Raw genomic sequence first — 19,966 nt, 5'->3', positions numbered from 1 at the left:
AGTAATTACATAAAATATGACCAAGATAAAATTTAATTACCAACAATGCATAAAATAATCACACAAGTAAAATAATAAACTCAAACAACTTCAATTTTATAACTAGGAGGGAAAAAATTTGAAAGCTACAGGTATCGTTAGAAGGATTGATGACTTAGGTAGAGTAGTAATACCAAAAGAAATAAGAAGAACACTTAGAATAAAAGAGGGTGATCCATTAGAAATATTCACAGATAGAGAAGGTCAAGTGATACTTAAAAAATATTCTCCAATAGGTGAATTAGGTGAGTTTGCTAAAGAGTATGCTGAGGCTTTAAGTCAAACAGTTAAACATATTTCAATAATATGTGATAGAGATAGTGTAGTTGCAGTATCAGGGGCTTCAAATAAGGAATATTATGATAAAAGACTAAGCAATGAATTAGAAAAAATCATAGAGAGTAAAGAAATCTACGAAACATCAGGAGATATAAAGCCATTGAGATTAATAATAGACGAGGCTAGTGCTGAACAATACAAAGCACAAATCATAGCACCTGTTGTTTCACAAGGAGACCCGATAGGAGCAGTTATAATAACATCGAAAGATGAAGGTGTTAATATGGGTGAAGTAGAAATCAAATTAGCGGAAGCAGCAGCTAAATTTCTAGCAAAACAAATGGAAGGTTAGAAGTAAGAAAGAGATGTTAATAAAATAGCATCTCTTTTATACATGTTGAAAGTTTCAAAATTACAGATTCAGTCAATAGCATAAATAAAACAAAGAAGCCTCACTCAACATAAAGGGCTTCTTTGTTTTATAAAAAAGTGTTTGGTAATATAATAATAATTAAAGTAGTTGCAAAAGTTAACAATAAGTTTTTATAATATAGCAAGGACGATTTTATTTAATCATCAATATTTGCTATAATAGTAATGATAGAGCCTACGTAGCTTACATAAATAAGGCAAAAAACGCAATATTGAATAATAAGAACTAATAACAGAGTCTTTAGGAGGTAGTTAATGAGTAAGAAATCTTTTTTGCAAGGTGCTGTAATATTAGGGGTAGCAGGGATATTAGTAAAAATAATAGGAGCATTTTATAGAGTAATTTTAGGTAATATAATACATACTGAAGGTCTTGGATATTACCAAACATCATACCCTATATACAATTTATTATTTGCTATTTCTACAGCAGGACTACCAGTTGCCATAGCCAAGCTAGTATCAGAAAAAAGGGCATTAGGACAATATAAAAATGCACACAAGATATTCAAGATATCTTTTTTAGGTTTAGTCATAGGTGGTGTGATTACATCTTCAGTTATATTGTTTGGAAGTAAGCACATAGTTAATTACTATGGAAGGCCAAAAGCATACTATTCTATGATTGCACTTGCCCCAGCATTATTATTCGTACCAATAATGTCAGCTATAAGAGGGTATTTTCAAGGAAGACAAAGTATGCTTCCTACAGCATGTTCCCAAATGATGGAACAATTACTTAGAGTAGGAGTAGGATTATTTTTAGCAAAGTACTTATTAGATAGTGGTCTAGATAAAGCAGCTGGCGGAGCAGCCTTTGGTGCTTCAGCAGGAGCAATAGGTGCGACAATCCTTATAGTAATTATTTATGCATATAAAAGAAAATCTATAGGAATAGAAGTTAGAAGTGATAAATCAGATATGACAGATAGTACATCTAATATAATTAAAAGTATATTGGTGATAGCTGTACCTATAACAATAGGAGCGGCAATAGTTCCATTGATGAACAACATAGATGTTGCAATCATAGGAATAAAACTTCAAGAAATTGGCTATACAGAGAACGAAGCAACAAAACTTTTTGGGCAGATGACAGGGATGGCTCAAACCTTGGTAAACTTTCCACAAATGTTTTCTATAGCTTTAGTAATGAGTTTAGTACCAGCTATATCATCTGTCTATGCTACATCTGACTATAGAAATGTAAGAAAGTTATCTATATCAGGGATAAGAGTATCACTATTTGTAGGATTACCATCTGCACTAGGATTATATGCTCTATCAACACCTATAATAAAACTGTTGTATTTTAAAAACACTATAGAGGTACAAGAGAGTGCTGGTGCTATGCTATCAGTGTTAGCATTTAGTGTTATATTCCTAGCACTAGTGCAGGCTATGACAGGTATACTACAAGCAGTAGGCAAACCATTCATACCAGTAAGAAATCTTATCATAGGTGCAATATTCAAGATTATAATATCGTATACATTAACAGGTATAAAAGGTATAGGTATATATGGAGCAATGATTGGGACAATAGTGGCATACTTAATAGCTAGTGTACTAAATTATATATCAGTTAAAAAATACGTAAATATTAGGCCTAATTTTATAGCAGTGTTTGCAAAACCAGCAATATCAGCCATTCTGATGTTAGTAGTAGTGAAAATTTCATATATAGGAATTAGCAGTGTGATATCGGATAAAATAGCAACGATATTATCAATAATAGAAGGTGGAGTAGTATATGTAATAGCATTATTTATGACAGGTGCAATAACTGAGAGAGACTTTCAGATTGTTCCTAAAGGTGACGAGATAGTAAAGATACTAAAAAAAGTAGGGATGTTTAGATAGTTATAATTAAAACAAAGAAGCTTTCTCATTAGAGAGCTTCTTTGTTTTATAAATTAGTATTATGGTAATAATAACTAAACGTGTCGATAAAACTTAATAATAAGACTAACATATCGCTAGGAGGTTTTTATTTAATTAATCATCAATATTTGCTATAATAGTAATGTTAGAGCCTAAGTTGTTCACATAAAATAAGACAAAAAAGCATAATAGTGAACAACATGAAATAATGGCAGAGTCTTTAGGAGGTAGTTAATGAGTAAGAAATCTTTTTTACAAGGTGCTGTAATATTAGGGGTAGCAGGGATATTTATAAAAATACTAGGGGCATTTTATAGGATACCATTGATTAATATGATAGGTAGCGAAGGTATGGGATATTTTCAGACTTCATATCCTATATACAATTTATTGTTTGCTATTTCTACAGCAGGACTACCGGTTGCAGTGGCTAAGCTAGTATCCGAGAAGAGGGCATTAGGGCAATATAAAAATGCACATAAGATATTTAAGATATCTTTTTTAGGTCTAGTCATAGGTGGGGTGCTTACATCTTCAATAATATTATTTGGAAGCAAGTACATAGTTAACTATTATGGAAGGCCAAAAGCATATTATTCAATGATAGCACTTACACCAGCATTACTATTTGTACCAATAATGTCTGCAATAAGAGGATATTTTCAAGGTAGACAAAGTATGCTCCCAACAGCAAGTTCTCAAATGGTAGAGCAATTGCTAAGAGTAGGTGTAGGATTATTCTTGGCAAAATATTTACTAGACAGTGGCTTAGATAAGGCTGCAGGTGGAGCCGCATTTGGTGCTTCGGCAGGAGCGATAGGCGGAACTATCTTGATGGTAATAATATATGTGTATAAGCGAAATGATATAAAGGCTGAAATAAGAAGAGATGCATCTGATATAACAGATAATACATCTAATATAATTAAAAGTATATTGATGATAGCTATACCTATTACAATAGGGGCGGCAATAGTTCCTTTGATAAACAGCATAGATGTTGCTATAATAGGTAGAAAGCTTCAATTAATAGGTTATACAGAGAAGGAAGTAACAAAGCTCTTTGGACAGATGTCAGGTATGGCACAAACTCTTATAAACTTTCCTCAGGTATTTTCAATAGCACTAGCAATGAGCTTAGTACCAGCTATAGCATCTGTTTATGCTACATCTGACTATAGAAACGTAAGAAAATTATCAATATCAGGTATAAGAGTATCATTAGTTGTAGGATTACCTTGTGCACTAGGATTATATGCTCTAGCAACACCAATAATAAAATTGTTGTATTATACTAGACCATTAGAGACACAAGAAAGCGCAGGTTCTATGTTATCGGTGTTAGCTTTTAGTGTTATATTCCTAGCATTAGTACAGTCAATGACGGGTATACTACAGGCAGTAGGAAAACCGTTTATACCAGTAAGAAATCTTATTATAGGTGCAATATTTAAGGTCATAATATCCTATACACTAACAGGCATAAAAGGTATAGGAATATATGGAGCAATAATAGGGACAATAATTGCATACGCAGTAGCTAGTATATTGAATTATATATCAGTTAAAAAATACGTAAATATTAGACCTAATATTATTGAAGTGTTTGTAAAACCAGCGATATCAGCGATTTTGATGCTAGTAGTGGTAAAAGTATCATATATAGGAATAAGTAGTGTGATTTCAGATAAATTAGCAACGCTATTAGCAGTAGCTATAGGTGGAGTAGTATACGTATTAGCATTGTTTGTAACAGGTGCAATAACTGAAAAAGATTTTCAGATTGTACCTAAAGGAGATAAAATAGTAAGAGTACTAAAAAGAGTGGGTATATTTAAATAAGTTACAAAATAGGCAGTAATACAGGTGGTGTAATCATGTGTGAAATAACTATAATAGGTTTAGGGTATAGAGGGTATGACTCATTGACATTATCCGCTGCTAAAGCTATTGAAGAAGCAAGAAAGATTTATTTAAGAACAAAAAAACATGAAGTAGTAGATTATTTGATTGAAAATAAAATAGATTTTGATACCTATGATTATATATATGAAAAAGGTGAATCTTTTGATGATGTATATAAGATGATAGCAGATGATTTAATAAAAAAATCATTGGAGCAAGGTAAGATAGTTTATTGTACTCCTGGAAATCCTATGGTATCGGACAAGGTTAGTCAGCTGTTATTAAAAAAAGAAGTAGCAGGAATAATCAAACTCAAATTACTAGGTAGTGTTAGTATAGTAGATGAAGTATTAAGAACTACAAGAAGAAATAGCGATAACAGCTTGAAGATTATAAATTCGCTTGATATCGGAAACCATTATATAGACATAAATAGCGATAACATAGTTACAAATATATATGATAAAATAATCGCAACAGAGATTAAATTATATTTAAGTGAAATATATGGTGATGAGTATAAAATTTATTTTTTGAGTAAAAATAAGGACGAAATCAGTCTGACATCTGCTGAAATACAGATATATGAACTAGATAGAATGTCAGATTTGAACCATCTTTCATGTATTTTAATACCTGCAATAGATATTTCGGCAAAAAAAGTATATAATCTCCATGACTTGTTAACAATAATGGAAAGATTAAGAAGCAAGGACGGATGTCCTTGGGATATGAAGCAAACGCATGAATCGTTAAGAGAATATGTGCTAGAAGAAGCCTATGAAGTAGTAGAGGCGATAGACAACAATGATGTAGACAACTTAATAGAAGAACTGGGAGATTTGCTTTTACAAGTGATATTCCACTCTCAGATAGCAAAAGAAGAAGGGACATTTACTTTGTGGGATGTTATGAGTAACCTTGCTAAAAAGCTAGTTACAAGGCATCCGCATGTGTTCAGTAATCAAACAGCCCACAATGCTAAAGAGGTAAAACAAATATGGGATAGCATAAAGGAAAAAGAAAAAAATATTCAGTCTTATACAAAAAAGCTAGAAGAAGTTCCAAAAAGTTTATCAGCACTCATTAGAAGCTATAAAATACAAAATAAAGCCGCTAAAGTAGGATTTGATTGGGATAGTACTGATGAGGTGATAAGCAAGGTAAAAGAAGAGCTACAGGAGCTAGAAGAAGCAATAGAACTAAAAGATAAAGATAGTACATCAAAGGAACTGGGAGATTTATTCTTTTCTGTAGTCAATTTGAGTAGGTTTTGTGATATTAACCCGGAAATTGCATTACTTGGCACAATAGATAAATTCATATACAGGTTCAAATTCATAGAAGATGAAAGTAAAAAAATGGGAAAAGACATGAAAGAAATGAGCTTATCAGAGATGGAAAAAGCATGGAATACAGCAAAAACACATAAAAACATAAAAAATTAGAAAAAATAATACTACAAAAGAAGGATTTTATAAAGATTCATAGAATAATAGTAAATTATATTAGTATTGTCTTATGGCTACATGACTGAGTTTATAGTTCAAAAATAGGGAGGTATATTAATGAACAAATCAGATCTTATCACAAGCATAGCTGAAAAAAGCAATTTGACAAAAAAAGATGCTGAAAGCGCTTTAAATGCTTTTATGGAAAGTGTAAAAGAGGCTCTTGAAAATGGAGATAAAGTTCAGTTGGTTGGATTTGGAACATTCGAAGTTAGACATCGTAAAGAAAGAGAAGGAAGAAATCCAAGAGATCCAAAACAAAAGATCACAATTCCAGCATCAAAAGCTCCAGTATTTAAAGCTGGTAAAACTTTAAAAGAAGCAGTTAATAAGTAAAAAAATCAGGTCTTTAGACCTGATTTTTTACAAAATAATGAGAAATAAATAAACATGCTTAAAAGCTATGTTGATAACTTAGAAATAATATTTTTATAAAGTAAGACTCATACCTGTAAGCCTTAGAAAGTAAAGGAGTGTATATATGAGAATAGATAAATTTTTAAAAAATTCAAGAATAATAAAAAGAAGAACACTAGCTAAAGAAGCATGTGAGAAAGGTAAAGTACTACTAAACAATAAAGAAGCAAAACCAGGAACAGAAGTGTCAGCTGGTGATATACTGCAAATAAATTTTGGAGCTAAAGAATTAAAGATAGAAATATTAGAGCTTTTAGAGCATGTTACCAAAGAAGATGCATGTAAAATGTATAAGATACTTGAATAAAAAACAAGCAAAATTAAAGACTGGCTAAGTAATTATTACTTAGCCAGTCTTTTTTAGTAATAAAATCAAGGGTAAAAACATATTCATTAACATGAGTAGTAAAGGGGGTATAAGTATGAATAATAACACTAACGCAAACCAAAACGTATACCTAGAAGACAGAAAAAAGCTTACAGTAAGTGGAGTAGAGCATGTAGACAAATTTAATGAAAATATCATAGTAATAGTTTCTACAAACGGATTAATAACAATAAAAGGAGAAAATTTGAACATTAATAAATTAAATCTGGATGATGCTAATCTGAAAATAGAAGGCCAAATAGATTCTATAGTATATAGCAATAAATCATTTAATAGTAAAAAAGGATTACTAAAAAATATGTTTAAATAGCGCTATGAGGTGTTTATATGTATGTATTAACAAAGGATCAAGTAATAATATTCTTAACCACAGTTTATGGTGGGTTAATCATTGGATTTATATATGACTTATATAGAGTGTTTAGATTTTTTATAAGACCAAAGCGTGTGGCAACCATTATTGAAGATTTGTTATTTTGGATACTGGTATCTATAATTTCAGTAGGAATACTTTTTTATAGCAATTGGGGACAACTAAGAGGATATGTGTTTATAGGGTTTTTATTGGGGGTAATCATTTATACTTTGTTACTAAGTAGGTTTGTAATGAAAGTATTATTAAAAATCACAAGATATTTAATAAAAGGAATTACATATATTACAGGATACGTAACACTACCACTAAAATACATGAGTATAATAAGGAAAAAAATTCAAAATAAAGTGGACTATAGATTAAAAAGACACAAAAAGCGAATAAAAAGGGTTTTGAGTCTACCACATAGAATAATATATGATATAAAAAAACATGCCAAATACATCTTATTTAAAAAGCATTGACTAAACTACAAACTGGTAAAGTATAAAAAAGATGGGAAAGGATAAAATATGAAAAAAAGAAAGAGCAAGCTATTTAGCATAGGAAATATAGTAATCATGTTTGTTGTAATTTACTTTTTTAGTATTTGTATAAAAAAAGTAATGCTTATAAATGATTTAGAGAATCAAATAGCAAGTAGAGAGGAAGCAAATAAAAAAATAGAAAGTCAAATTGAAGACTTACAGGAAAAAACTGAAAAGGGTAAATCTACTGAATTTGTTGAATCAGTAGCTAGAGATGATCTCAAGATGGCTAAACCAGGAGAATATATTTATATTGAAAAAACAAACGAAGATGAGAAAAAGGATAAAGAATAATATTGTCCCCTGAGAATGCTGTTTTTTAAAGTATTGTTGCAATGTATTGATAATAAAACCACCATTAAGGTATGTAATACTTTCTAATGAAAGTTTAATATAAATAAAAATGTAAAACTTAGCAAATGATTATTTAGCCTGAAAGTAAAATAAAGGGTTAAATTAGTAATATACAAAAAAATTGCATTTTTGTTATAAAAGCGAATATAGACATATTATATTTATTATGTTATTATTGATGTATTGAGAAAATAAAATATACTTTAAAAAATTAAAACAGTATTTTTAAAGGAGGAATAATTAATTTATGCCAGTTAAAGTAGGAAATGTAGTTGAAGGCACAGTTACAGGCATAACAAACTTTGGTGCGTTTGTTCAGCTACCAGAAGGAGAGACTGGATTAGTCCACATATCAGAGGTATCACATGAATACGTTAGTGATATTAAAAAGCATCTTAAAAACAAACAAAAGGTAAATGTGAAAGTTTTATCTATTGAAGGAGGAAAGATAAGTTTATCTATAAGACAAGCTAAACCAAAGAGAAGCCATAAACAGCCTACACAGGTAGACTGGAGCAACAAAACTGAACGTATACAACGAAATATGTCTTTTGAAGATAAAATGATGCAATTTTTAAAAGATAGTACAGAGAGACAGGATCAACTTAAAACAAGAGAATCGAAAAAAGGAAATTATAAATCTCGTTAATATATATGTTGATAATAAAACCGAAAATCGGGTTTATATAGATAATGGCACAGTGATATGATGTGCCATTATTTCATTTTTTTTAGTTTAAACGCTTTATATGGTAAACTACGGCGTTATCAAAATTTTAGTTTATTCACGTACTACAAAGTACGCTCAAACTCTAATATGTCTTGATGCATTGCATTTTACACATACCAAAGTGTTGTCTATTTGAATTTTTAGTAGATAATTTTGAAATTATTGAGTTATTTATATACTTAAACTTAATTTTTATTTGTCGAAAGATACAAATAATATAAAATACTCTATTTATGATAGATATATGTCATATAGAGTATTTTTTTACTCAGAAATAAATTGATATATCTATATTTTATGGCGATAAAACTAATAAAAATAAAAATATAAATTATACATGTATCAAATAAATTCAAAAACTGAGATTATTATTTTTTTAAATCTTTACAGTAAAATGTCACACATAATAAAAAGCATGCGCCATATGATAATTAATTAGAAATTGTGTAAAACGATTTTTTTATACTGTTACCTTTATTGACAAATAAAATAAAGAAACTCTGATACAATATCACTCACAAAGTAAGGAGTGATTATATGGTCAATGAAATAGCTAGTAACATCAATAATATAATACATCAAAGGACAAGCTTAGAGAAAATTAAAAATAGCCTATATATCAATACGCCATATTTCTTTATAGTATTAATAAGCATATTCATATCAAGAGTAAAATTAATGAATGGATTTATACCTTTTTCAATAGCATTAGTAGGAGCATACTTAGGGAAAGGTAAAAAAATCTGTTTAACAGCAATAAGTGCAACATTTGGATTAATGACAAATCCAGGTATGGCAAAGTACGAATATATAATGGCTATTTGGATATTAATAATACTCTACAATTTATTTAAGACAAATATCAAGTTTAATAAACTGTCTATTTCACTTATGACAGCTTTGATAACAGTAGTGATAAGGATGGTATTTTTAAGTCAAAAGGATTATTTTATATATGATTTTATAATGGTTACATTTGAAGCAATCATAATATTTGGCGCAACATATATATTTAACTACGGCATATCAGTATTTTTTAAATATGATGAAGATCTCATAAACGAAGAAATAATATCATTAATTATAATATTAGCTTTAGTGATTGCAGGAATTGGGAATGCTCAATTTATGAGATTCGGATTTAGAAATATAATTAGTATATTTTTAATTATAGCAGTTGGTAACATGAAAGGTCCATCAATGGGAGCTACTATAGGAATAACAGTAGGTTTAATAATATCCTTTAGTACACCTTTTATTTACATTACAGTAGCTATATTAGGTTTCTGTGGGCTTGTAACAGGATTATTTAGAGAACTTGGGAAGATAACTAGCTCAATAAGCTTCATAATATCATATTATATTATTTCATATTACTCTATAGAGGCAGTTGATATATTGATTAGTACTAGAGATATAATAGCTGGATGCATAATGTTTTTACTGTTTGGTAAATATTTTGTAGAAGCATTTGATAAAGCTACAATGATAAACAGAAATAAAGTTAAGGTGAAGGATTCATATCACAACAGGGTAAAAAAATTAACTAAAAAAAGACTTTTAGAGTTGTCAGAAGTATTTGAAGAACTATCAACTACATTTAACAAAGTAATACAAGAAGAAGTACACACACAAAACAAAGATATAAATCAATTCATAAACAAATTATCAGATGGAGTGTGTAAAAATTGCAGTATGTATCAAACGTGTTGGAAAAATGATTTTTATAACTCTTATAAAGCTATGTTTGACTTAATGAATGTAATAGAAATCAAAGGCATAATAAAAGAAAAAGATTTACCGTTATCAATAAGAAAAAGATGTTTGAGGCTCAATAGAATAGTTGATAAATGCAATTATTTATTTGATTTATATAAGGTCAATTATTCATGGAATAAAAAAGTGCAAGAAAGTAGACAACTTGTATCGCAACAATTAAAAGGAGTTTCAAATATAATGACAGAATTATCACATGAAATAGAAGAGGATATTAGTTTTAAAGAAGATGCCGAAAATAGCATATATATACAGCTTAAAAAACATGAATTTGCAGTTACAGAGGTAGTGGTTACAGAATCAAACAATGAAAAATTCGAAATTATAATAGAAACAAAAAATAAATTAGATAATTTACAACTACAAAGGCTAATAACAATAGTATCTTTGGTAGTTGGATACAAATTAAAAAGAGATAAATATTTTCACGGCAGTGTAAATACTAACAAATACTCAAAAATTAAGCTAATAAAAGCAAATAGATATAATGGAATAACAAGGGTTTCAAGAATAAACAACTCCTTTAGAGAAGTATCTGGAGACAGTTATGTATTTGGTGAAAGACAGAATAACTATTTTTCTATATTGAGTGATGGTATGGGAGTTGGGTATAAAGCTAATATAGAGAGTAGCACAGTAGTATCATTGTTAGAAAAGTTTTTAGAGGCAGGGTATAATAAAGAAGTTGCATTAAAAACTATTAACTCTATACTAATTCTAAAATCCAATGAAGAAATGCTTACGACATTAGATATGTCAATTATTGACTTGTATACAGGCAAGGGTCAGTTTGTTAAAATAGGATCAGCTCCAACCTTCATAAAGAGAGGAAAAAATATAATATCAATAAATTCAAGTAGTTTACCAATAGGTATACTAAGAGAAGTAGATATTTATGTATATGAAGAGCAAATAAAAAGCGGAGATGTGATAATAATGATGTCAGATGGAGTTTTTGATGCAAATAAAGAGAGCAAAGATAAAGAAGGCTGGCTTACAGATATAATAAAGAATATTGACAGTGTCAATCCTCAGACAATAGCGGATGATATATTAGACAAAGCATTAGAAGTAGCACCAAATAAAAAAAGAGACGATATGACAGTTTTAGCAACAAAGATATGGAAAAGCGTAAAATAAAAAAGTTTCCCTCCTAAGAGTATATAAAGCAAAAAAATGATAATAATCATAATGAGGAGGGATAATATGGAAAAGACATTAGAGTTTAGACAAGTTATATTAGTAACAGATGGTAAATCAAATAAAGGAGTAGACCCAATAAAAGTAGTAAATGAAAATGTGCAAAAAGGAATAACATTTAGCACTATAGGAATAATCCAAGGCTATAAAGACGAGGAAAGCATAAAGGAAATTAAAGAAATAGCTAACGCAGGTAATGGGCTATGGGAAATTACAGACATACACAACTTAGAAAAGAGCATGTGTATGCTGACAAGACAAACAGCATGTAATACAATACAACAAGCAGTTAATAATGAATTAAAAAGTATTATAGGTGAAGAACTAGATAAAATAGAGATACAATCAAGAAGAAAAATTATAGAACTAATAGAAAAAATTGAAGATGAGATGACAATAAAGTGTTGTGTAGTATTAGACTGTAGTAAAAGTATGACAAACAAGATAGAAGTAGCTAAAAAGAGCATAATAAGCCTTCTTAGGAATTTAAGCATGAGAAAAGGTAACACATATGTAGGAGTGATAGCTTATCCATTTGGTATGGAGCTAGACTATAAAGTAGTATCAGAAATGACAAATGACATTAGTGGATTAGAAAATAGAATACAAAGCATAGAAATAGGAGGATTAACACCTACAGGTCCAGCGTTATTATCAGCAATAGAGCTATTGAGCAAGGATGATAGCAAAGAAGAGAAAGACGGCCTATTTGAAAGTATGATAGTATGAGAAAAATTGTAGGTAAATGGAACAAAAAAGAGTATACAATATTAAAAAAAATAGGTAGTGGGGGAATAGGTTGTATCTATAAAGTAAAGGATGAAAACGATAAAGTATATGCGCTCAAAATCAGTGAAAATATGTACTCAATATCTAGAGAATTTGATGCAATGCAAAAGTTGAAAGACATGGATTTTGTACCAAAAGTGTATGATATGGATGATTTTATATCAAAAGATAAAACCTATTTCTTTTTAGTAATGGATTATATACAAGGACAAAGTTTAAGAGAATACGTATATAAGAAAAAACTGAAAGAAGAAGATTTACTGAGTATATGGCTACTATTGATTAAAGAACTAAATAGTATGTATCAGAAAAATTACATGTATTATGATATCAAACCAGATAATATATTAATAGATGAGATTAATAGTAAAATAATATTTATAGATTTTGGTTCAGTGGTTTCGTCTAATAGTGGAGTAGTAGAATTCACACCAACGTACAATATAAACTCGTGGTTAAATAATGAAAAAATAACAAGAGAACAATCGCTAATTTTTAGTATGGCTATATTAATTATATTTTTACTTACAAATAAAGAATTAAATCCAATAAAATCCAAATTTCCAGACTTGATAAATCTAATAAAAAAGACCAATGTTTCAAATGAACTAAAAACACTTTTAATAAATTGTTTAAAAGGAAAGCATAAAAATATAAAAATATTTGAAAAAAAACTCAAAATAGTTTATAATTCATTAATAAATAATAAATATAAAAATTTCCGTATAGTAGATATTTTATTTACAACTAGTATAAGTTTTTTTTTAATATTAATGTTGTATAGTATGTTAAAATAGTATAATATACCAAGAATGGTGATAGTATGGAGAAAATCGTATATAAAACGATAATGGATGAAAAATTAATACTGCCGGGAGACAAGTTAGTGATAGGTGTTTCTGGAGGGCCTGATTCAATGGCTCTTCTTTGTGTTTTAAAAAGCATACAAAAGTTAATAGAGTTTTCAATGGTAGCTGTACATATTAATCATGGTGTTAGAGGAAAAGAAGCAAATATGGATGAAAGATATGTAAAAGATATAACACAAAAGTGGTCTATCCCTTATTATAGCAAGAGAGTTAACATGAACGAATATGCAAGATTAAGAAAACTTTCATCAGAAGAAGCAGGAAGAGAGCTTAGATATCAGTTTTTTAATGAGGTACTAAAAATTGAAAAAGCCGATAAAATAGCTGTAGCACATAATAGAAATGATCAAGCTGAGACTCTTATAATGAGATTTTTAAGAGGTACAGGTATAGAAGGGCTAAAAGGTATGCAATACGAGGTTAACAATGTTATTAGACCTCTACTTGATGTGGATAGAAGCATAATTGAAAAATATTGCAATCAAAATAAACTATTTGCAAGGATTGACAAAACAAATCAAGAACCTATTTATGGTAGAAATAAAATAAGATTAGAGCTAATTCCCTATATAGAAAACAATATAAATAAAGGTATAATAAATACAATGAATAGAACATCAAAGATTATGGGAATAGATGATGACTTTATTAACAATATTGCACAATATGAATATAGTAAAATCTGCATAACAAATCATGACCAAACTATCGAATTTGATATTTGTAAGTTCAAAGGGCTACATACAGCTATAAAATCTAGAGTAATTAGGATAGGTATCAAAGAGATGTATGGAGATAACAAGAATATTGAGCTTAAGCATGTAGAAAATATGATAGAGTTTATAGAAAATGCTACTGCTGGTAGAATACATGAGTCAGCAAAAGGGATTGAACTAGTGAAAAAATACAAAACATGCTTAATGAGAAAGAAAGTAGCTAAAAAAAAATCTGCATATAAGAATAAACTAGAAATTAATTCAAACAATTATAATAACAATTTTAAAACAAACATAGTTATAGAAGTGAAAGATATACAAAATTTTGATATTAAATATAAACATAGGTTTATTAAATACATTGATTATGATAAAATAAAAGGCGACTTATACATACGAAACAGAAAATCAGGAGATAAGTTTATTCCATTTGGCATGAAGGGTAGCAAAAAACTCAAAGATTACTTTATAGATAATAAAATTCCTAGAGAGAAAAGAGATAATATCCCAATTATAGAAGATGACGAAAATATTATTTGGGTAGTAGGATATAGGTTAAGTGATTTATATAAAGTTGATGAAGGGACTAAGAGAATTCTGTCAATGCAATATATTACCAAGGAGGATTTACATGATTAAAGATATTGAAAAAGTACTAATATCCAAAGAAGAATTAGAGGCAAAAACTAAAGCACTAGGGAAACAAATAACAGAGGATTATAAAAGTAAAGATTTAGTTATAATTTGTGTATTAAAAGGAGGAGTAATGTTTTTTACAGATCTTGCAAAGAACATTAACTTGCATTTAGATATGGATTTTATGGCTATATCCAGTTATGGCGCATCAACAAAATCATCAGGAGTAGTAAAAATTCTAAAAGATTTAGATACTAGTATAGAAGGGAGAGACGTATTAATAGTAGAAGATATAATTGATAGTGGATTAACATTAAATTATCTAGTAGAGAATTTAAAATCTAGAGAACCAAACAGTTTGAAAATATGTACTCTTTTAGATAAGCCAGAAGGTAGAAAAGTTGATATGGAAGCAGACTACGTAGGATTTGAAGTTCCAAATGCTTTCGTTGTTGGCTATGGACTTGACTATGCAGAGAAGTATAGAAATCTACCTTTTATAGGAGTATTAAAAGAAGAAATATATATATAATTATAAAGTTAGTAAATTTTAATTTGACTTAAGCGATAGAAATTACTATTATAGAATGAGTAGATACATTATTATTTAAACATAATAATAGCATTCTATGGTAATACTAAACAACTACGATATAAGATTAAGATTGGAAGGAGGACTGTAGTTGAGAAAGTTTTTTAGAGGTATAAGCTTTTATTTATTAATTTTTATAATAATAATAGCTATAGTTCATATAATGACCAAGCCTGTGCAAAAATCAGAACAGATTGCATACAGCAAACTTGAGAAAGAAATAGAAGCTAATCATGTTAAATCAATAAAGATAGTTGGGCATCAGATAACTGGTGAATATGCTAATAATTATAAAAAAGATCAAACCTTTATAACACAAGTACCTGATGTTAATAAAGCGTATATAGATAAATTTTTGTTAGCGAATCCTAATTTAGTAATAGAAGCAGAAGAGGTAGAAGGAACTTCATTAATCATGCAAATATTACCAACAATATTTATGATATTAATCTTTGTAGTATTCTGGTTTGTATTTATGCAACAATCACAAGGCGGAGGCAGTAGAGTAATGTCTTTTGGTAAAAGTAGAGCAAAAATGCATAAACAGGACACAGATAAAAAAGTAACCTTTAAAGATGTTGCAGGATTAGAAGAGGAAAAAGAAGAGTTGAAAGAAATAGTCGATTTTCTTTCAGATCCAAAAAAATATATAGCACTTGGAGCAAGGATCCCAAAAGGTGTATTAATGGTTGGTCCTCCAGGAACAGGAAAAACATATCTATCAAGAGCAGTAGCAGGAGAAGCAGGCGTTCCATTCTTTAGCATAAGTGGTTCTGATTTTGTAGAGATGTTTGTCGGAGTTGGAGCATCAAGAGTTAGAGATTTGTTTGAACAAGCAAAAAAGAATTCCCCATGTATTATCTTTATAGATGAGATAGATGCAGTAGGAAGAAGAAGAGGTGCCGGTCTTGGCGGTGGTCATGATGAAAGAGAACAAACACTCAATCAATTATTAGTTGAGATGGATGGTTTTGGGAACAATGAAGGAATAATTATGATTGCAGCAACGAATAGACCTGACATACTTGATCCAGCACTATTAAGACCAGGTAGATTTGATAGGCAAGTACATGTTGGCGTACCTGATATAGTAGGACGTGAAGCCATACTAAGAATACATTCTAGAGGAAAACCATTAGAAGATGACGTGGATTTAAAAATACTTGCAAGAAGAACTCCGGGGTTCACACCGGCAGATTTAGAAAATTTAATGAATGAAGCAGCATTATTGACTGCAAGAAAAGACTTGAAAAAGATATCAATGGATATAACAGAAGAAGCAATAACAAAAGTAATAGCAGGACCAGAAAAGAAGAGCAGAGTAATAAGTGAAAAAGAAAGAAAGCTTACAGCATTCCATGAAGCAGGGCATGCATTAGTGGCTAGACTATTACCGAATACCGATCCAGTACACATGATAACAATAATACCTAGAGGAAGAGCCGGAGGATTTACAATGATACTTCCAAAAGAAGATAGGTATTATACATCTAAAACAGAGATGGAAGAAACATTAGTACATTTATTAGGTGGTAGAGTAGCAGAAAAGCTAGTACTAGATGATATTAGTACAGGTGCATCAAACGATATAGAAAGAGCAACAAAAATAGCTAGAAACATGGTAACTCACTACGGAATGAGCACAAAGCTTGGACCAATGACATATGGCACAGACGAAAACGAAGTATTTATAGGAAGAGATTTTGGGAGAAGCAAGAACTATAGTGAGCAAGTAGCTGCAGAGATAGATAATGAAATGAGAAGAATAATCGATGTAGCTTACACAAAAGCAAAAAATCTAATAAGTGATAATATGAATAAACTTCATGATGTAGCGAATGCATTGTTGGAGAAAGAGACATTATCAGCAGAAGAGTTTGAAAATATATTTACAGGTAAAAAAGACGCTAAACTAAAAGAAGTCTTTGAATCTGGTGAAGATGAAATCAAAATAGAAATAAAAAAAGATGAAGAAATAGATATAGATAATAAAAAAGACAAAGAGTAAAAAAAGGGGCTATCTCAATTATATGAGTTCGCCCCTTTGGGCTGTCTAATTTTATAATAAATATTAAAGAGGTGTTAATATGTTTGAAGAGTTAAAGATTGGATTAAAAGCAAGAGCAGAAATGATAGTATCAGAAAAAGATACAGCTAAGAGCTTTGGTAGTGGAGATATAGAAGTTTTTGCTTCGCCACTTATGATAGGGTTGATGGAAAATGCAGCACTAAAAGCAGTTGATGACAAATTAGGAGCAGAGTATTCTACAGTTGGGATAAATGTAAATGTCGATCATATAAGTGCCACTCCAGTTGGTCATAATGTTTATGCAGAGGCAATATTAAAAGAAATAGATGCAAAGAAGTTAACATTCCAGGTTAGTGCTTTTGATGAGAATAAAAAAATTGGTGAAGGTACACATACAAGATATATAGTGAACATAGATAAATTTACAAACAAAGTTAATTCACTTTAAATTATTTTAAATAATAATAGTATTAATAGTTTAAAGTCAAACAGGGCTATTACATAGGATTACCTAATATAATTTACGAATTTGAAGGTTTTAATTCATTTTTCAAAAAAATTGATAAAATATCTTGCAAAATTATTAAATATGTATTAGTCTATACATGAATTAATATTTTTGAAAATAAAGAACATGATTTTACAAATAGTGACAAAATAACATTTAATCAAAGCTATAATAAATGTTAGTCTATAGTCTAGAGGGATATTCTGAAAATAACTTCCATGGTAGTATTCGTAATACATTTATAGATTGGGAAAATGTTTTTATTGATAAATATGGAATTATTTCATTGTCTCTAAATATGAATAGGAGGGATTTTCCAAGTGTTTGATAATGAAATGCTTAAACAGATTAAGCAGGAAAAAAAGCAGTGGCAAGAAAATAAAGTAGATAAAGCCTTGGCAAGGTTTCCAGAAAGACTTGAGAACTTCACGACAGGATCTGGAGAAGAAATAAACAGGCTTTATACACCTGAAGATATTGAAGATATGAATTACCATGAAGACTTAGGATTTCCAGGACAATATCCTTATACAAGAGGTGTACAACCTACAATGTACAGGGGTAGACTTTGGACAATGAGAATGTATGCAGGTTTTGCTACAGCAGAAGAATCAAACAAGAGATATAAATATCTAGTAGAGCAAGGCTCAACTGGATTATCAGTAGCAATGGACTTACCAACACAAATAGGATATGATTCAGATCATCCTCTAGCAGAAGGAGAGGTTGGAAAAGTAGGAGTTGCTATAGATTCATTAGAAGATATGGAAGTGCTTTTTGATGGCATACCTTTAGATAAAGTAAGTACATCAATGACAATTAATGCTCCAGCATCAGTATTATTAGCTATGTACATAGCTGTTGCAGAAAAACAAGGAGTATCATCAGATAAATTAAGAGGAACAATTCAAAATGATATATTAAAAGAGTATATTGCAAGGGGTACATATATATTTCCTACAGAACCTTCAATGAGACTTATAACAGATATATTTGAATATTGTTCAAAAGAAGTTCCAAAATGGAACACAATAAGTATATCGGGTTACCATATTAGAGAAGCAGGTTCAACAGCAGCACAAGAGGTTGGATTTACATTAGCGGATGGAATAGCATACGTAGAAGCAGCAGTAAAAGCTGGATTAGATGTTGATACATTTGCCCCAAGATTATCATTCTTCTTTAATGCACATAATGATTTAATAGAAGAGATTGCAAAATTTAGAGCGGCTAGAAGACTATGGGCAAGGATAATGAAAGAAAGATTTGGCGCAAAAAATCCAAAATCTATGGCACTTAAATTCCATACACAAACAGGTGGTTCAACATTAACAGCACAACAGCCAGATAACAACATTATTCGTGTAACAATTCAAACATTAGCAGCAGTTCTTGGAGGAACTCAATCACTTCATACTAACTCAAGAGATGAAGCATTAGCTCTTCCAACAGAAGATTCAGTTAGAATAGCATTAAGAACTCAACAGATAGTAGCGCATGAAAGCGGAGTTACAAATACAATAGACCCATTTGCGGGTTCATACGTAGTAGAAGCAAAAACAAATGAAATTGAAAACAAAGCAATGGAATATATTAGTAAGATAGATGATTTAGGTGGTGCTCCAAGAGCCATAGATTTAGGCTATATACAAAAAGAAATAATGGATTCGGCATATGATTATCAAAAAGAAATCGAAAGTGGAAATAGAATCGTAGTAGGAATGAATAAATTCCAAATAGAAGAAGAAAGTCCAAAAGGATTATTAAAAGTTGACCCTAGTGTTGGAGAGAGACAAAAAGAGAAGCTTAAAAAGTTAAAAGACAGTAGAGATAACGATAAAGTTAAAGATACATTAGAGGCGTTAAGAATGGCTTGTAAAGGCGACGAAAATGTAATGCCGTTTATATTAGACGCAGTAAGAGTATACGCAACTTTAGGAGAGATATGTGGCGTTATGAGAGAAGAATTTGGAGAATATCAACAATCAGTGAATTTATAAAAATAGATA

Annotated in this window: 18 protein-coding genes; all 18 read left to right on the top strand. The window is 29.9% G+C overall.

What is annotated here, in order from left to right; genetic code table 11:
* Positions 1–118 precede the first annotated feature (118 nt).
* The 18 genes from spoVT to P3X86_RS14710 all read left to right on the top strand — a co-directional run bounded on the left by spoVT (position 119) and on the right by P3X86_RS14710 (position 19,957).
* Positions 119–670 (top strand): stage V sporulation protein T, encoded by a 552-nt coding sequence (spoVT, locus tag P3X86_RS14795; protein WP_483293487.1) that lies wholly within the window; start codon positions 119–121, stop codon positions 668–670.
* 335 nt (positions 671–1,005) lie between these two features.
* On the top strand, positions 1,006–2,613 hold the full coding sequence (locus P3X86_RS14790) for a putative polysaccharide biosynthesis protein (protein ID WP_483293486.1): 1,608 nt from the start codon (positions 1,006–1,008) through the stop codon (positions 2,611–2,613).
* A gap of 255 nt (positions 2,614–2,868) precedes the next feature.
* Positions 2,869–4,476: a putative polysaccharide biosynthesis protein gene (locus P3X86_RS14785; protein ID WP_483293485.1), complete on the top strand. Its 1,608-nt coding sequence runs from the start codon at positions 2,869–2,871 to the stop codon at positions 4,474–4,476.
* 35 nt (positions 4,477–4,511) lie between these two features.
* A complete protein-coding gene (yabN, locus tag P3X86_RS14780) occupies positions 4,512–5,987 on the top strand; it encodes a bifunctional methyltransferase/pyrophosphohydrolase YabN (RefSeq protein ID WP_483293484.1) in 1,476 nt (491 codons plus the stop codon).
* 120 nt (positions 5,988–6,107) lie between these two features.
* A complete protein-coding gene (locus tag P3X86_RS14775) occupies positions 6,108–6,386 on the top strand; it encodes an HU family DNA-binding protein (protein ID WP_483293483.1) in 279 nt (92 codons plus the stop codon).
* 145 nt (positions 6,387–6,531) lie between these two features.
* Complete coding sequence (locus P3X86_RS14770) at positions 6,532–6,774, top strand: RNA-binding S4 domain-containing protein (RefSeq protein WP_483293482.1); 243 nt, start codon at positions 6,532–6,534, stop codon at positions 6,772–6,774.
* 115 nt (positions 6,775–6,889) lie between these two features.
* Positions 6,890–7,165: a YabP/YqfC family sporulation protein gene (locus P3X86_RS14765; protein WP_483293481.1), complete on the top strand. Its 276-nt coding sequence runs from the start codon at positions 6,890–6,892 to the stop codon at positions 7,163–7,165.
* A 17-nt stretch (positions 7,166–7,182) separates the two neighbouring features.
* Positions 7,183–7,695 carry a spore cortex biosynthesis protein YabQ gene (gene yabQ / locus P3X86_RS14760; RefSeq protein ID WP_483293480.1) on the top strand — a complete coding sequence of 171 codons (513 nt, stop codon included), beginning with the start codon at positions 7,183–7,185 and terminating at the stop codon, positions 7,693–7,695.
* Between the two features lie 48 nt (positions 7,696–7,743).
* Positions 7,744–8,052: an FtsB family cell division protein gene (locus P3X86_RS14755; RefSeq protein WP_483293479.1), complete on the top strand. Its 309-nt coding sequence runs from the start codon at positions 7,744–7,746 to the stop codon at positions 8,050–8,052.
* Positions 8,053–8,359: 307 nt separating this feature from the next.
* Complete coding sequence (locus tag P3X86_RS14750; protein ID WP_483293478.1) at positions 8,360–8,761, top strand: S1 RNA-binding domain-containing protein; 402 nt, start codon at positions 8,360–8,362, stop codon at positions 8,759–8,761.
* Positions 8,762–9,379: 618 nt separating this feature from the next.
* A complete protein-coding gene (spoIIE, locus tag P3X86_RS14745; RefSeq protein ID WP_483293477.1) occupies positions 9,380–11,758 on the top strand; it encodes a stage II sporulation protein E in 2,379 nt (792 codons plus the stop codon).
* A 66-nt stretch (positions 11,759–11,824) separates the two neighbouring features.
* The gene (locus P3X86_RS14740; RefSeq protein ID WP_483293476.1) at positions 11,825–12,547 is read left to right on the top strand and encodes a vWA domain-containing protein; all 723 of its coding nucleotides are present in this window, start codon (positions 11,825–11,827) and stop codon (positions 12,545–12,547) included.
* Positions 12,544–13,404 carry a protein kinase domain-containing protein gene (locus P3X86_RS14735; RefSeq protein WP_483293475.1) on the top strand — a complete coding sequence of 287 codons (861 nt, stop codon included), beginning with the start codon at positions 12,544–12,546 and terminating at the stop codon, positions 13,402–13,404. Before P3X86_RS14740 ends, P3X86_RS14735 begins: the two co-directional genes overlap by 4 nt.
* Before the next feature lie 26 nt (positions 13,405–13,430).
* Positions 13,431–14,831, top strand: a complete 1,401-nt coding sequence (gene tilS / locus P3X86_RS14730) for a tRNA lysidine(34) synthetase TilS (protein WP_483293474.1) — start codon at positions 13,431–13,433, stop codon at positions 14,829–14,831.
* Positions 14,824–15,360: a hypoxanthine phosphoribosyltransferase gene (hpt, locus tag P3X86_RS14725; RefSeq protein WP_483293473.1), complete on the top strand. Its 537-nt coding sequence runs from the start codon at positions 14,824–14,826 to the stop codon at positions 15,358–15,360. Before tilS ends, hpt begins: the two co-directional genes overlap by 8 nt.
* Positions 15,361–15,511: 151 nt before the next feature.
* A complete protein-coding gene (ftsH, locus tag P3X86_RS14720) occupies positions 15,512–17,428 on the top strand; it encodes an ATP-dependent zinc metalloprotease FtsH (RefSeq protein WP_483293472.1) in 1,917 nt (638 codons plus the stop codon).
* A 79-nt stretch (positions 17,429–17,507) separates the two neighbouring features.
* Positions 17,508–17,897 (top strand): thioesterase family protein, encoded by a 390-nt coding sequence (locus P3X86_RS14715; protein ID WP_483293471.1) that lies wholly within the window; start codon positions 17,508–17,510, stop codon positions 17,895–17,897.
* A gap of 395 nt (positions 17,898–18,292) precedes the next feature.
* The gene (locus P3X86_RS14710; protein WP_483293728.1) at positions 18,293–19,957 is read left to right on the top strand and encodes an acyl-CoA mutase large subunit family protein; all 1,665 of its coding nucleotides are present in this window, start codon (positions 18,293–18,295) and stop codon (positions 19,955–19,957) included.
* Positions 19,958–19,966 lie beyond the last annotated feature (9 nt).

This window comes from Abyssisolibacter sp. ZYX002 (assembly GCF_056892235.1).
Note: the sequence above shows the minus strand (reverse complement) of the source record. Positions and strands in the feature narration are given on the sequence as shown.

Bases quoted from the DNA above. Each gene is read 5' to 3' on its own strand.
- P3X86_RS14765 (WP_483293481.1), top strand. From the start codon at position 6,890: ATGAATAATAACACTAACGCAAACCAAAACGTATACCTAGAAGACAGA.
- tilS (WP_483293474.1), top strand. From the start codon at position 13,431: ATGGAGAAAATCGTATATAAAACGATAATGGATGAAAAATTAATACTG.
- yabQ (WP_483293480.1), top strand. From the start codon at position 7,183: ATGTATGTATTAACAAAGGATCAAGTAATAATATTCTTAACCACAGTT.
- P3X86_RS14790 (WP_483293486.1), top strand. From the start codon at position 1,006: ATGAGTAAGAAATCTTTTTTGCAAGGTGCTGTAATATTAGGGGTAGCA.
- hpt (WP_483293473.1), top strand. From the start codon at position 14,824: ATGATTAAAGATATTGAAAAAGTACTAATATCCAAAGAAGAATTAGAG.
- P3X86_RS14775 (WP_483293483.1), top strand. From the start codon at position 6,108: ATGAACAAATCAGATCTTATCACAAGCATAGCTGAAAAAAGCAATTTG.
- P3X86_RS14755 (WP_483293479.1), top strand. From the start codon at position 7,744: ATGAAAAAAAGAAAGAGCAAGCTATTTAGCATAGGAAATATAGTAATC.
- P3X86_RS14750 (WP_483293478.1), top strand. From the start codon at position 8,360: ATGCCAGTTAAAGTAGGAAATGTAGTTGAAGGCACAGTTACAGGCATA.
- yabN (WP_483293484.1), top strand. From the start codon at position 4,512: ATGTGTGAAATAACTATAATAGGTTTAGGGTATAGAGGGTATGACTCA.
- P3X86_RS14710 (WP_483293728.1), top strand. From the start codon at position 18,293: ATGCTTAAACAGATTAAGCAGGAAAAAAAGCAGTGGCAAGAAAATAAA.
- P3X86_RS14770 (WP_483293482.1), top strand. From the start codon at position 6,532: ATGAGAATAGATAAATTTTTAAAAAATTCAAGAATAATAAAAAGAAGA.
- P3X86_RS14735 (WP_483293475.1), top strand. From the start codon at position 12,544: ATGAGAAAAATTGTAGGTAAATGGAACAAAAAAGAGTATACAATATTA.
- P3X86_RS14715 (WP_483293471.1), top strand. From the start codon at position 17,508: ATGTTTGAAGAGTTAAAGATTGGATTAAAAGCAAGAGCAGAAATGATA.
- P3X86_RS14740 (WP_483293476.1), top strand. From the start codon at position 11,825: ATGGAAAAGACATTAGAGTTTAGACAAGTTATATTAGTAACAGATGGT.
- P3X86_RS14785 (WP_483293485.1), top strand. From the start codon at position 2,869: ATGAGTAAGAAATCTTTTTTACAAGGTGCTGTAATATTAGGGGTAGCA.
- spoIIE (WP_483293477.1), top strand. From the start codon at position 9,380: ATGGTCAATGAAATAGCTAGTAACATCAATAATATAATACATCAAAGG.